We start from the raw sequence: 14,021 nt of genomic DNA on the forward strand, positions 1-14,021 counted from the left end.
TCAGTTCGTGCGGTTGGCCTGCACGTGCGCCGACAGCACGCGCAGCGAGGCGAAGATGCGGCGGTTGTCGTCGTTGTCCGAGCGCAGCTGGAAGCCGTAGCGCTTGCCGATGGCCAGGGCCAGTTCCAGCGCATCGATCGAATCCAGGCCCAGGCCGTCGTTGAACAGCGCGGCTTCCGGGTCGATTGCCGCCGGGTCCACGTCTTCCAGGTTCAGGCTCTCGACCAGCAGTTCGGCCAGCTCGCGCTCGGCCTCGGTTTGTTGCGACATTGCCACTTCCACGAAGAGATGATGCGCAACGATCCGGTATCGCCGCCGCCAGCGCAACCGCGGCACGCGTGGGCTGCGCAGTATCATGGCGCATCTGCAGCACCTGATCCGCCCGCACAATGACGTCCCGGTTTCCCGCATCTTCGCCCCTGCCCCCGCCTTTCGACCCTGCCGGCCACTGCTGCCACGAGGGCCTGCGATGAGCGCCGTTCCCGGCGTCCGGCCCGGTACCGGGCTGGAGGTGGACTACGCCGACCCGGCCCGGCTGCCGGCGGTGCTGGCCGATCCGCATGTGCTGGCGGTGTTCGGCTTCCGCGCCGGCGATGCGGCACCGCCCAGCGACGACCCGCGCTACCTGCAGGTGGGCCTGCAGCCCGATGGGGAACCGCAACTGGAAGTCTGGCGCAGCACCGGCGCCGTGCAGTGCGGCCGCGACGCCGACGGCCTGGCCTGGGCCAGCGACGGCGCGCTGATGTTCGGCGCCCTGCAGATCGACGAAGCCCGCCACGGCGGCATCGCCGGGGCCGCCGAGCACGCTTACGCACAGTTGCTGTCGGCGCTGCCCCGGCACGGCTATCCGCACCTGCTGCGGATCTGGAACTACTTGGACGCGATCATCGAAGGCGAAGGCGACGACGAGCGTTACCGCCAGTTCTGCATCGGCCGCGCGCGCGGGCTGGGGGATGTCGATCCGGGCACCCTGCCGGCCGCCACCGCCATCGGCCGCCTGGACGGCGTGCACGTGCTGCAGGTCTATTGGCTGGCCGCCCGCACGCCGGGCACGCCGCTGGAGAACCCCCGCCAGGTCAGCGCCTGGCGCTATCCCCGCCAGTACGGGCCGCAGTCGCCGAGCTTCGCCCGCGCCATGCTCGCCGCACCGGGCAGCACGCTGCCGCTGCTGCTGTCGGGCACCGCCAGCGTGGTCGGGCACGCCACCCTGCATGGCGAGGACACGCTGCGCCAGCTGGAGGAAACCTTCGCCAACCTCGATGCGCTGGTGGGTACGGCGCGTGCGCGCCTGCCGGCGTTGCCGGCGCGTTTCGGCGCCGGCAGCCGGTTGAAGGTCTATGTGCGCGATGCGGCCGAGATTCCGCTGGTGCGGCAGGCGTTGTCGCGGCATCTGCCGCCGGAGGTGGCATACATCGTGCTGCATGCGGCGGTGTGCCGGCGCGATCTGCGGGTGGAGATCGACGGGGTGCATGGCGCCTGACCGCGGTTGCGGTTGCGGTTGCGGTTGCGGTTGCCCGTGATTCTGCCGTTGCCTCTGGCTTTTGACTTCCCCGGCCGTAGAGCGAGCCGAGCACCGCAGCGGGACGGGGGGCGAAGAGGCGCACGTGTCTGAGCGCAGCGAGTTGTACGCCGCCCCCCCGGCACGCGAGGAGCACAGGGGACCGGCGGGCACAGCCCGACGGATCGCGGCCCGGCCCGTGTTTCTCTTGGTTACTTCTCTTTGCACGAGCAAAGAGAAGTAACTCGCGCCCCGAAGGGGAGCGAAAGCTCTTGATCCTGCTTCAGCCGTTGCTTTGCTCTTTAGCACTGGAAAGAAGCAACGACCAAAGCGGAAGCTTGAAAGCAGAGCTTTCACTCCTGCTTCGCAGGAGCGAGCCACCTTTCTTTGCTCGTGCAAAGAAACGTGGCCCAAAGAAACACGCCCCTGCCTACGCGCCCAGCCCGCTACGCGTGCTGGGTCCACTCCGCCTACGGGATTTTTCGACGAGACATCCCTGTCTCGTCGAAAAACGACGTGCATCCATGCACGTCGCCCCTGCGGGGTCTTGTCCGTCGGCTCCGTCGCTACGGAAGGGGACCCGGAAGTCAAAAGCCAAAAGCAACGGCAACGGCAGAATTATTCCCCCCCCCGCAACAACGCCAGTACCGCATCCCTCGGCAACTTCCCCGTCTCATTGCGCGGCAAAGCCTCCACCTTGCGCAGCGGCCGCGGCAGGAACACCGGGTCCATGCCCGCGCGCAACTCGCGCAGGATCTCTGCCTCCCCGCACCCCGGCGCAACCACCAACGCCGCGATGCGGCCCACGGCCTGGCCCGGCTCCGGGTCCAACTGCACCACCACCGCATCGCGCACGCCGTGCACCGCCTGCAGGCGCCGGGTCAGGTCACCCATTGAGGCGCGCTTGCCGGCGATCTCCAGCAGGTCGGCACGGCGGCCGCGCAACAGGAAGCGGTCTTCCGGCAGCAGCTCGACCAGATCGGCCAGCGCCACCGCCTCCGGCAGGTGCGGTGCATGCACCAGCGTGCCTTCCTCCTGCGGCTCCAGGCGCACGCCCGGCAACAACGTCCAGGCCTGCTCGCGGGCGGTGCGGCGACGGGCGAAGATGCAGGTTTCGGTGGACCCGAACACCTCGCGCACCTGCGTGGCGAAACGCCGTTCGGCCGCTTCGGCCAGCGCCTGCGGCAGGGGGGCGGTGGCGGTGACGATGCCGGCCAGCGGCGGCAATGCCGCGCCCGATTCCACCAGCGCCTTCAGGTGCATCGGCGTGGTGACCAGCAGCCGCGGCGCGGCCACCTCGGCCAGCGCCTGCGCCACGTCCTGCGGGAAGAACGGCCGGCCGGCATGCAGCGCGGCCGGGGCCAGCAGCGGCAGCAGCACCGACATTTCCATGCCGTACATGTGCTGCGGCGGCACCGTGGCGATCACCGTCGGCATGCCGTCCCACAGGTCGGCCAACGCCCGCAGGTTCTGCGCGGTACTGGTCGCGAACGCACCCCAGTGCTTCGGATTGGCGGTGGGCGCGCCGGTGCTGCCGGAGGTGAAACCGATGGCGACCAGCTGCGCCGCGTCGAGCATCGGGGTTTCACCCGGCAACCGCGGCAGCTCCGCCGGCAGCACGAACCAGTCGGCCGGCAGCGGGTCGGGCGCGCGGTCGCCCAGGCACCAGGTCCGCTCGTGGCGGCGCTGCACCTCGGCCACCACCGCCGGCGCGCGCGAGGACGGCAACAGGTTCACCTGCCCGCGCAGGGCGATCGCGCAGAAGCCGACCAGGAAGCGGTAGCGGTCCTCGCACAGATTGACCGCGTGCCGGCCCGGCGGCAGTAATGCCGCCACCCCGCGCACGTGCTCGAAGAACGTGGACAGGTCGATCCGCTCGCCGCCGGCAATCGCCAGCAGTCGTGCGGGTTCACCAACGGCGAGGGGATGGCGGGGCGGGGAAGACGGATCGGCGACGGGCACGCGGGACAAACCTTGGGAAGACGAGGGCCGCGGAACGAAGGCGCGGCCGGCGCCCAGCATAATGCGGGGCGCGCGTGCATTCGCACCATCCATGCTCTCTGCGGGCGGCGACGCAAGGGGACTCGAGACGCCACCCGCTTGAAGTGGTGCGCGCCCATCCATGACCACTGGCCCAGCCCCCGCGCCTGCCCGGCTGCTAGGCTTTGCCGGTTTTCTTCCACCGGTGCCCACGATGCCCAGATTCCTGCCCCTGTCCCTGCTGCTGTTGGCCGCCGTCGGTGGCGCCCAGGCCGCGCCCACGCCGATCACCATCGAACAGGCGATGGCCGACCCGGACTGGATCGGGCCGCCGGTGGAATCGGCGTGGTGGTCGTGGAATGGCCAGCAGGTCGAGTACACGCTCAAGCGCCAGGGCAGCCCGGTGCGCGATACCTTCCGCCAGCCGGTGGCCGGCGGCGCGGCGCAGCAGGTCGCCGACGACCAGCGCGGCACCCTCGACGCGGCCAACCGCGCCTACGACCGCCAGCGCCAGCGCATGGCCTTCGTGCGCAATGGCGACGTGTTCGTGCGCGACCTGCGCAGCGGCGCGCTGACCCAGCTCACCCGCGGCAACGAGCATGCATCAAACGTGGCGTTCGCCAACGACGGCGGCGTGCTGTGGAACGTCGGCAACAACTGGTACCACGGGGACGCCGGCAGCGGCGCGACCGCGCTGGTAGCCCAGCTCAAGGCCGAGAAGAACCCCGCCGACGCGCCCAAGGCCGACGTGCTGCGCGACCAGCAGCTGCACGCGCTGGAAACCCTGCGCCGCGACCGTGCCCAGCGCGAGGCCCTGCGCGAGCAGGGCGAGCGCTGGCGCCAGAGCGACCCGACCCGCGCGCCGGGCCCGGTCTACCTCGGCGCCGACGTGGAGATCGTGGACAGCGCGCTCTCGCCCGACGCCACCCACCTGATCGTGGTGACCAAGCCCAAGGGCTTCGACGAGGGCCGCGGCGGCAAGATGCCGCTGTACGTCACCGAATCCGGCTACGAGGAAAGCGAGGACACCCGCGAGCGGGTCGGCCGCAACGGCTTCGCGCCGCATGCGCTGTGGCTGGTCGACGCTGCGACGGGCGAGGTCAAACCGCTGGCGCTGGACGCCCTGCCCGGCATCGCCACCGACCCGCTGGCCGCGCTGCGCAAGGCCGCCGGCAAGGAACCGCTGAAGGGCAACCGCGGCGTGCAGGTGATGGGCGACTTCATGGGCGGCGGCATCCAGTGGAACGCCGACGGCAGCCAGGCCGCGGTGATGCTGCGCGCCAACGACAACAAGGACCGCTGGATCGTCGGCGTCGATGCCGGCGGCCGGCTGCAGAACCGCCACCGCCTCACCGATCCGGGCTGGATCAACTGGAGCTTCAACGACTTCGGCTGGATGGACGACGGCCGCACCCTGTGGCTGCTGTCCGAGGAAAGCGGCTGGTCGCACCTGTACACGCAATCGGGCAGCGGCAAGCCGCGCGCATTGACCGGCGGCCAGTGGGAAACCTCCGCGCCGGAATTGTCGGCCGACGGCAAGGGCTTCTTCTTCCTGTGCAACCAGCAGGCCCCACACGACTACGAGGTGTGCAGCGTCGATGCCGCCAGCGGCCAGGTGCGCGCGTTGACCGACTTGAACGGCGTCGAGGATTTCTCGCTCTCGCCCGACGGCAGCCAGCTGTTGGTGCGCTATTCGGGTGCCTACCTGCCGCCGCAGCTGGCGGTGGTGCCGGCCACCGGCGGCAGCGCGCGCGTGCTCACCGACACCCGCAGCGCCGGATTCAAGGCGCGCCAATGGGTCCAGCCGCAGCTGGTGGCGGTGCCGTCGCAGCATGGCGCGGGCCACGTCTGGGCCAAGTACTACGGCCCCGAGCACAAGGAACCGGGGAAGAAATACCCGATCGTGATGTTCGTGCACGGCGCCGGCTACCTGCAGAACGTGCACCAGCGCTACCCCACCTACTTCCGCGAGCAGATGTTCCACAACCTGCTGGTGCAGGAAGGCTACATCGTGCTGGACATGGACTACCGCGGCAGCGAGGGCTACGGCCGCGACTGGCGCACCGCCATCTACCGCAACATGGGCCACCCGGAGCTGGAGGACTACCAGGACGGGCTGGACTGGCTGGTGCGCGAGCAGCAGGGCGACCGCGACCACGCCGGCATCTACGGCGGCTCCTACGGCGGCTTCATGACCTTCATGGCGCTGTACCGCGCGCCGGGCACGTTCAAGGCCGGCGCTGCGCTGCGCCCGGTCGGCGACTGGCACCAGTACAACCACGGCTACACCAGCAACATCCTCAACACCCCGGACATCGACCCGGAGGCGTACCGCGTGTCCTCGCCGATCGAGTACGCCGACGGCCTGCAGGACCACCTGCTGATCGCCCACGGCATGATCGACGACAACGTGTTCTTCCAGGACTCGGTCAACATGACCCAGCGCCTGATCGAACTGCACAAGGACAACTGGTCGATCGCGCCGTACCCGCTGGAACGCCACGGCTTCACCCGCGCCGACTCCTGGCTGGACGAGTACAAGCGCATCCTCAGGCTGTTCGAGGAAAACCTGAAGTAAGCGGACGAAGGCGGCCACTGGCCGCCCTTCCACCCGTAGGAGCGACGCGAGTCGCGACGGGGCTTTCCCGGTGAAGCCTCGTCGCGACTCGCGTCGCTCCTGCAAATAAACACCGAGCGCAAATATCCGCCATGCTCCCCATCCGCATCGTCACCGCGGTGATCCTCGACGCCACCGGCCGCGTGCTGGTGGTGCGCAAGCACGGCTCGGACACCTTCATCCAACCCGGCGGCAAGCGCGAGACCGGCGAGGAGCCACTGCAGACGCTGGCCCGCGAACTGCGCGAGGAGCTGGGCGTGGCCCTGCGCGAAGGCAGCGCGCGGGCGCTGGGCACGTTCGAGGAAAACGCCGTCAACGAACCTGGCCGGCGCGTGCAGGGCGCCGCCTATCTCGTCGAAGTGGACGGCACGCCGCAGGTGCAGGCGGAGATCGCCGAGCTGGCGTGGATTCCGCTGCAGGCGCCGCACGGCGTGAAGCTGGCGCCGCTGAGCGAACGCCACATCCTGCCGGCTGCATGGGCCGGCAGGTAGGTCGGAGTCATGCATGCCCCCGGCGTATTCCGCCCGGCTGCCGGGACGTCGCCCCGGCCTGTAAAAACACCGCGAACCCGGCGATAGTGCGGCCCTCCTTTCCTGCGTGCTTCCCGCATGAATCCATTCCCGCCACCCCGCGGCGCCGCCGTGGCGTTCGTCGATGTCACCGCGAAGCTGTCGCTGCTGATGGCCGGCCTGTCCGTGCTCTGGTGCCTGCTGCAGCTGCTGCTGGCCACGCTGCTGGACCGGTTCGACATCGCCGGCTGGCTGCAGCGGCAATACCTGCCGGTGCCGTCGGCGCTGGAGTGGGCATTGCGCCACGCGCTGTCGCTGAGCCTGGCGATGCTGCTGCTGGCGCTGGCCTTCGCCGCGGTGTCGTGGGCACTGCTGCGCCATCGCGGGTGGGGGCGCCGGGGCTTCATCGTGTTCCTCGTCGCCGTGGCCGTGGCCAACTTCGCCATGCTGCCGCTGCTCGACGGCATGTTCGACGCGATGCAGGCGATGCTGCCAGCCGACTTCCTCGCCACGGCGCAGGGCCGCGAGGCCATGTTGCAGATGCGTAGTGGGCGCTGGGTCGCGCTGGCCAGTGCCGGCATCACCGCGCTGGCCTTCGCCGCCCTGCACGGCTGGCTGGTGCTCAGGCTGTGCCGGCCGGACGTGCGCGCCCTGTTCCGCTGAACACCTGCGCTAAAGTACGCCGATGAACGATTTCGACCGCGTACGCGACTATCTCACCGGCCTGCAGGACCGCATCTGCAGCGCCATCGAACAGGCCGACGGGCAGGCCCGCTTTGCCGAGGACAACTGGCGCCGTGCCGACGGCGGCGACAACGGCTCGCCACTGGGCGGCGGCGGCCGCACCCGCGTGCTGCGCGAAGGCGCGGTGTTCGAGCAGGCCGGCATCGGCTTCTCCGACGTCGCCGGCACGCGCCTGCCGCCTTCCGCCTCGGCGCACCGCCCGGAACTGGCCGGCGCCTCGTGGCGTGCCTGCGGCGTGTCGCTGGTGTTCCACCCGCGCAACCCCTACCTGCCGACCACCCACGCCAACGTGCGCTACTTCCAGGCCGAGCGCGACGGCCAGGCGGTGGCGGCGTGGTTCGGCGGCGGTTTCGACCTGACCCCGTTCTACCCGTTCGACGAAGACGTGCGCCACTGGCACACGGTGGCGCGCGACCTGTGCGCACCGTTCGGCGCCGACCGCTACGGCGAACACAAGCGCTGGTGCGACGAGTACTTCTTCCTCAAGCACCGCAACGAGACGCGTGGCGTCGGCGGCCTGTTCTTCGACGACCTGCAGGGCGACTTCGAGCGCGACTTCGCCTACCTGCGCGCGGTTGGCGACGGCTTCCTCGATGCCTACCTGCCGATCGTCGAGCGCCGCAAGGACACCCCGCACGGCGAGCGCGAGCGCGAGTTCCAGCTGTACCGGCGCGGCCGCTACGTCGAGTTCAACCTGGTCTACGACCGCGGCACCCTGTTCGGGCTGCAGAGCGGCGGCCGCAGCGAAAGCATCCTGATGAGCCTGCCGCCGCGCGTGCGCTGGGAATACGGCTACCAGCCGGAAAGCGGCAGCGACGAAGCGCGGCTGGCCGGATACCTCGTCCCGCGCGAGTGGGTGTGACGCCGGCGCGCTGGCACCCGCGTGCCGGCGCCCAACGATTCCATTCACGGATGCCGCATCGGCCGCGGGCGGATGGCGCGGTCTCCATCTTCGGCGGCATGTCGAAGGCGTCGCCCGGCCCGGATGTCACGTGATCGGGGCAAAAAAGAAGCCCCGTCGACCAGGGGGGGATCGACGGGGCCGGGAGCGGGAACTTGGGGAGGAATCCCCGCTCGGAGATCTGCTCCAGGGGATGGGAGAGATCCAGGACAGGCGTTGCGCCTGTCGAGGGCTATATGACCATTTCCGACATTGATGGATCGTGAAGAACGCGCGTGTTTTTCGGAAGGATTAAGGGGCGATTCATGCGCACGACAATGTTGCAAATGTTGAATGCGCACCGCATGACGCAACGTTCCATCCATGTGCACCCGCGACGTTAAATAACCGGAAAAAAGTGGTGCCGATCACAGAGTCCGGCACCACGGAAATCCGCGCGGAAGCAGGCGGTTTTCCGATGGGAGGCGCGCCGGTACATTCATCACCGACGGCCACGTCCATCGCATCGCCATACACCGGTGAAATGAATGGCCGTGGCGGACGTTGTCAGTGCGCCTCGTCCCGCGCCACGCATGACCGCCCCACCAGGACCATCTCGCCGCGTCGCCACGCACCAATGAAATGAATGGCCATGGCAAACGTTGTCAGTGCGCCTCGTCCCAGTTATCCCCCACCCCGCTGTCCACCACCAGCGGCACCCGCAGCGATGCGGCCGCGGTCATGCGCGCTTCCACCTCGCCGCGCAGGGTGCCGATGAAATCCGCATCGGCCTCGAACACCAGTTCGTCGTGCACCTGCAGGATCATCAGCGCGCGGTTTTCACCGGACGCGTTGCGCTGGTCGGCCAGCCAACCGTCCACGCTGACCATCGCGCGCTTGATGATGTCCGCCGCGGTGCCCTGCATCGGCGCGTTGATCGCCGCGCGTTCGGCGCCGGCGCGCAGGTTCTGGTTGCGGGCGTGGATGTCGTTCAGATACAGGCGACGACCGAACAGCGTCTCCACGTAGCCCTGCTCGCGCGCCTGTTCGCGCATGCGCTCCATGAAGTCGCGCACCGCCGGGTAGCGGCTGAAATACAGCGACACGTAGTCCTGCGCCTGGCCGCGGTCGATGCCCAGGTTCTTGGCCAGCCCGAATGCGCTCATGCCGTACATCAGGCCGAAGTTGATCGCCTTGGCGGCGCGGCGCTCGTTGGCCGTCACTTCCTCCAGCGCGCGCCCGAACACCTCGGCGGCGGTGGCGCGGTGCACGTCCAGGCCCTGCTCGAAGGCGCGGATCAGCCCGGGGTCCTCGGACAGGTGGGCCATGATCCGCAGCTCGATCTGCGAGTAGTCGCAGGCCAGCAGCTTGCGCCCCGGCGGGGCGACGAAGGCCTTGCGGATGCGGCGGCCGTCGTCGGTGCGGATCGGGATGTTCTGCAGGTTGGGGTCGGACGAGGACAGCCGCCCGGTGGCCGCGCCGGACTGGTGGTAGCTGGTGTGCACGCGGCCGGTGTCGGGGTTGACCATCTCCGGCAGCTTGTCGGTGTAGGTGCTGCGCAGCTTGGCCAGGCCGCGGTATTCGAGGATCACCCGCGGCAGCTCGTGCTGCTCGGCGATCGCCTCCAGTGCCTCCTCGTTGGTCGAAGGCTGGCCCTTGGGCGTCTTCACCAGCGCCGGCAGGCCGAGTTCGTCGAACAGCACCGCCTGCAACTGCTTGGGCGAATCGAGGTTGAAGCTGCGCCCGGCCAGCTCGGTGGCCTTCTGCTGCGCGGCCAGCATGCGCGACGACAGCTCGACGCTCTGCCGCCGCAGTTCGGCACCGTCGATGCACACGCCGTTGGCCTCCACGCGCGCCAGCACCGGCACCAGCGGCATCTCGATGTCGCGGTAGACCTTCTCCAGCGCCGGTACGGCCGCCAGCTGCGGCGCCAGCACACGATGCAGGCGCAGGGTGATGTCGGCATCCTCGGCAGCGTAGGCGCTGGCCTCGTCCAGGCCCACCTGCGAGAACGAGATCTGCTTGGCACCCTTGCCGGCCACGTCCTCGAAGCGGGTGGTGGTGTAGCCGAGGTAGCGCTGCGCCAGCGAGTCCATGTCGTGGCGGGTGGCGGTGGAATTGAACACGAAGCTTTCCAGCATGGTGTCGTCGGCATAGCCGCGCAGCTCCACGCCGTGGCGGCGCAGCACGTGCAGGTCGTACTTGCCGTGCTGGCCGAGCTTGTCCTTCGCCGCGTCCTCCAGCAGCGGGCGCAGCGCATCGAGCACCTGTTCCATCGGCAGCTGCGGCGGCGCGCCGGGATAGTCGTGGCCGACCGGGATGTAGGCGGCCTTGCCCGGTTCGACCGCCAGGCTGATGCCGACCAGCCGCGCGCGCATCGCGTCCAGCGCATCGGTTTCGGTGTCGAAGGCGAAGCCGTCGGCCGCCTGCAGGCGCTGCACCCAAGCCTGCAACTGCCCGGTGCTCAGCACGGTTTCGTACTCGCCCTTGGCCGCCAGCGCCGCATCCACCTCGCCGACCGGCGCGGCATCGCCGGCCTTGGCATAACCGGCGGCGGTGCCGCGCAGGCTGCTGGTGCCGCCCTCGGCCACTTCCGGCAACGGCGCGCTGCCGCCCAGCTCGCGCAGCGCCTGGGTGAAGCCGTAGCGGCCGTACAAGCCGCGCAGGACCTCCACGTCCTGTTCGCGCAGCTGCAGGTCGCGCGGGCCCTGCTCCAGCGCCACGTCGGTGCGGATGGTGACCAGCTCGCGGTTCAGCGGCAGCCGCGGCAAGGCGGCGCGCAGGTTCTCGCCGATCTTGCCCTTCATCGCCGGCGCGGCGGCGATCACCCCGTCCAGCGTGCCGTATTCGGCCAGCCACTTGGCCGCGGTCTTGGGGCCGCACTTCTCCACGCCGGGCACGTTGTCCACGGCGTCGCCCATCAGCGCGAGGTAATCGACGATCTGCGCGGCGCGCACGCCGAACTTGTCCAGCACCGCCGCGTCCGAATCGGTGCGGCTGCCGGTCATGGTGTTGACCAGGATCACGCCGGGGCGCACCAGCTGGGCGAAGTCCTTGTCGCCGGTGGAGATGGTCACCTCCAGCCCATCGGCGGCGGCGGCCAGCGCCAGCGTGCCGATCACGTCGTCGGCCTCCACGCCCGGCACGCGCAGAATGTCGATGCCCAGCGCATGCACGATGTCGCACATCGGCTGCACCTGCGCGCGCAGCTCGTCGGGCATCGGCGGGCGGTTGGCCTTGTACTCGGCGTACATGTCGTCGCGGAAGGTCTTGCCCGGCGCATCGACCACGAAGGCGACGTAGTCGGGCTTTTCCTTCAGCGTGGCGCGCAGCATGTTGACCACGCCGAACAGCGCGCCGGTGGGTTCGCCGGCAGCGTTGGACAGCGGCGGCAGCGCGTGGAAGGCGCGGTACAGGTAACTGGACCCGTCGATCAGGACTAATCTGCTCATGCCGCGATTCTACGCGGCGGGGCCGGGCGGCGACGCGCACGGCCGGCGCGCACAGGCATAATCGGCGCATACCGATGCGAGGAGTCGCCGCGATGAAACACCTGTTGCTGATCCCGCTGCTGGCCCTGGCCGGCTGCGCCACCACCGGCGGCAACGCCGACGCCCCGCCGGTCGACGTCAGCGGCGCCGACGTCGACCGCAAGGTGATGGATAACGGCGACACCATCGAGGAATACCGCGTCGGCGGCCAGCTGCGCATGGTCAAGGTGACGCCGGCGCGCGGCGCGCCGTTCTATCTCTACGACCGCAACGGCGACGGCCGCATGGACAACGACAAGGACCGCGTTTCGCCGGTGTACTGGAAGCTTTACAGCTGGTGAGCGCGAGGGCGGTGCCGTCACTCCGGTTTGCGGGGACAGCGGCGAGGATGGAACGCTCCTTGCCTATGGAGATGGCCTTCGCCTTCCCCCTCCCTGATGAACAACCCGGAACGCCGCACGCCCCACATCCCCGCAAACCCGCGCGAAAGCCTCACCCCGCAACAGCAGCAGGCCGTGGAAACACTGGAGTTCTTCGGCTGGCACCTGAAGTTCGTCCGCCGGCCGCTGTTCCGCGACCCGATCCCGGTGCTGTTCGAGCGCGCTGGCACGCGCTACGTCGTGGTCCTGCCCGACGGCACCCTGGACGAATCGCAGACGTTGAAGCTGCGCGACTGAATGCACAGCGCGCGACGGCCGAGCGATGACACCGGCCGCCGCCTTGCACCTTTCGACATGCCGGCCGCGGCCGGCCGGCACCGGCTAGCGGATCACCAGCACCGGCACCGCGCTGCGCGCCAGCACCTCGGCGGTCTGGCTGCCGAGCAGCACGCGGGTCACGCCGCGGCGGCCGTGCGAGGTCATCACGATCAGGTCGCTGTCGCAGCCACCGGCGGTGTCGATGATGCCGTCGGCGGCATAGCGGTCGAGCACGTGGTGGGTCTTCGGGTCGGCCACGCCGGCGGCGACGGCCGCTTCCAGCGCCGGTTTCAGGATCTTCTGCGCGGCATCCTCGCGGTCCTGCCGGTATTCGTCGCTGGCCTCGTAGCCGGCGCTCCAGCCCATCGCGTCGTACATGCCCACCGCCCACGGCTCGGAGACGGTGACGATGTCGACCTGCGCGCCAAGCTGCACGGCCAGCTCCAACCCCTTGTCCAGGCCCTTGGCGGCCAGTTCCGAACCATCGGTGGCGATCAGGATGCGCTTGTACATGGCGTCAACTCCGGGTGGCAGGTGCCTACCATGACACACCCGGCGCCGAACGGCCGCGTTGATCCGGATCAAACCGGGGGCGATCGCGCCAAGTGCCCGGTTCATGCCATGCGATATCCCCGATCCCGGCACAATGGCCCCGGCTGCCGGCAGCAGAATGGCGCATTCATCCGAGGAAGCTCCGACCATGCGATCCGTCCTGCTGTCATTGGGCCTCTGCCTTGCTCCGGCAACGGTGGCTGCCTGCCCCCTGGCCACGAATGACCCCGCCACCTTCGACAGGCTCCGCCGGCATGACTTCGCCATCGGCGACGCTGCCCGCCTCCGCCCGCTGGCGCTGGCCCTGGTTCCCTGCCTGTCATCGCCCGACCCCGCCGTGCGCGATGACACCGCGCTGGCCGCACTGACCGAATGGATGCGCGGCGACCAGCTCGACGTGGCCACGCTGCGCGAGCTCCGCGCACGGGGTTACGCACGGCTGGAACGCGACGATGCCGAAGGCTTCGCCGGCACGTTCACCGCATTGATGCTGGCCGAGGTCGCCCGGACCGACCGGCGCATGGCGTGGATGGACGATGCCGAGCGCGCCACGATGGTCGAGCATGCAGCGCGTCATCTGGAACAGGTGCGCGACTACCGCGGCTACGACCCCGGCGAGGGCTGGCGCCACGGCGTCGCCCACGGCGCCGACTGGCTGATGCAGCTGGCGCTGAACCCGGCGCTGACACGTCCGCAGCTGGACCGGCTGCTGGCCGCCATCGCCAGCCAGGTGGTGCCGGCGTCATCGCATGCCTATGTCGAAGGCGAATACGAACGGCTGGCATGGCCGGTGCTGTTCATCGCCCGGCACGAGGTGCATGCGGAGGACGACTGGCGGCAATGGCTGTCGGGCATCGCCGCGCGGCTGGACGAGGCCGGCCCCGCCTGGCGCGACCGCGACTGGCTGGCCCGGCGCCACGACCTGCTGGTGTTCCTGTCGATACTGAATGCCCGGATCGACCTGAACACCGATCCGGGACTGGCACCGTTGCAGCGCGCGGTGCTGGCAACGCTGCAGGCAATGCCCTGAATGCTTCCGGCCGCCCGAAGGC

The 14,021-nt window shown here is 69.6% G+C and carries 12 protein-coding genes; 8 read left to right on the plus strand and 4 right to left on the minus strand.

The window, feature by feature from the left end; all coding sequences use genetic code 11:
- Window positions 1-270, minus strand: a complete 270-nt coding sequence (locus MIC98_RS00695; protein ID WP_239734934.1) for a phosphopantetheine-binding protein — start codon at window positions 268-270, stop codon at window positions 1-3.
- Window positions 271-469: 199 nt separating this feature from the next.
- Between MIC98_RS00695 and MIC98_RS00700 the strand changes: the two genes are divergently transcribed.
- The gene (locus MIC98_RS00700; RefSeq protein ID WP_345772139.1) at window positions 470-1,480 is read left to right on the plus strand and encodes a pteridine-dependent deoxygenase; all 1,011 of its coding nucleotides are present in this window, start codon (window positions 470-472) and stop codon (window positions 1,478-1,480) included.
- A gap of 636 nt (window positions 1,481-2,116) precedes the next feature.
- Here the strand turns inward: MIC98_RS00700 and MIC98_RS00705 are convergent.
- A complete protein-coding gene (locus tag MIC98_RS00705; RefSeq protein WP_345772140.1) occupies window positions 2,117-3,520 on the minus strand; it encodes an AMP-binding protein in 1,404 nt (467 codons plus the stop codon).
- Window positions 3,521-3,692: 172 nt separating this feature from the next.
- Between MIC98_RS00705 and MIC98_RS00710 the strand changes: the two genes are divergently transcribed.
- The 4 genes from MIC98_RS00710 (at window position 3,693) to hemF (ending at window position 8,210) form a co-directional block, all read left to right on the plus strand.
- A complete protein-coding gene (locus MIC98_RS00710; protein WP_239734936.1) occupies window positions 3,693-6,056 on the plus strand; it encodes a S9 family peptidase in 2,364 nt (787 codons plus the stop codon).
- A gap of 131 nt (window positions 6,057-6,187) precedes the next feature.
- Window positions 6,188-6,586: an NUDIX domain-containing protein gene (locus MIC98_RS00715; RefSeq protein WP_239734937.1), complete on the plus strand. Its 399-nt coding sequence runs from the start codon at window positions 6,188-6,190 to the stop codon at window positions 6,584-6,586.
- 117 nt (window positions 6,587-6,703) lie between these two features.
- On the plus strand, window positions 6,704-7,267 hold the full coding sequence (locus MIC98_RS00720) for a hypothetical protein (RefSeq protein ID WP_239734938.1): 564 nt from the start codon (window positions 6,704-6,706) through the stop codon (window positions 7,265-7,267).
- Between the two features lie 22 nt (window positions 7,268-7,289).
- On the plus strand, window positions 7,290-8,210 hold the full coding sequence (gene hemF / locus MIC98_RS00725) for an oxygen-dependent coproporphyrinogen oxidase (RefSeq protein ID WP_057640066.1): 921 nt from the start codon (window positions 7,290-7,292) through the stop codon (window positions 8,208-8,210).
- A gap of 683 nt (window positions 8,211-8,893) precedes the next feature.
- On the opposite strand, the gene polA is transcribed toward hemF, so the two are convergent.
- The gene (gene polA, locus MIC98_RS00730) at window positions 8,894-11,680 is read right to left on the minus strand and encodes a DNA polymerase I (RefSeq protein ID WP_239734939.1); all 2,787 of its coding nucleotides are present in this window, start codon (window positions 11,678-11,680) and stop codon (window positions 8,894-8,896) included.
- A 92-nt stretch (window positions 11,681-11,772) separates the two neighbouring features.
- Here polA and MIC98_RS00735 point away from each other — a divergent pair, with 92 nt between their 5' ends.
- Complete coding sequence (locus MIC98_RS00735) at window positions 11,773-12,060, plus strand: DUF2782 domain-containing protein (protein WP_239734940.1); 288 nt, start codon at window positions 11,773-11,775, stop codon at window positions 12,058-12,060.
- A gap of 96 nt (window positions 12,061-12,156) precedes the next feature.
- Window positions 12,157-12,396: a hypothetical protein gene (locus MIC98_RS00740; protein ID WP_057640063.1), complete on the plus strand. Its 240-nt coding sequence runs from the start codon at window positions 12,157-12,159 to the stop codon at window positions 12,394-12,396.
- A gap of 84 nt (window positions 12,397-12,480) precedes the next feature.
- On the opposite strand, the gene MIC98_RS00745 is transcribed toward MIC98_RS00740, so the two are convergent.
- A complete protein-coding gene (locus MIC98_RS00745; protein WP_057640062.1) occupies window positions 12,481-12,930 on the minus strand; it encodes a universal stress protein in 450 nt (149 codons plus the stop codon).
- Between the two features lie 187 nt (window positions 12,931-13,117).
- Between MIC98_RS00745 and MIC98_RS00750 the strand changes: the two genes are divergently transcribed.
- Window positions 13,118-13,999: a DUF2785 domain-containing protein gene (locus MIC98_RS00750; protein ID WP_239734941.1), complete on the plus strand. Its 882-nt coding sequence runs from the start codon at window positions 13,118-13,120 to the stop codon at window positions 13,997-13,999.
- Window positions 14,000-14,021 lie beyond the last annotated feature (22 nt).

The organism is Stenotrophomonas sp. NLF4-10 (assembly GCF_022359915.1).
Classification (GTDB): Bacteria; Pseudomonadota; Gammaproteobacteria; order Xanthomonadales; family Xanthomonadaceae; genus Stenotrophomonas; species Stenotrophomonas daejeonensis.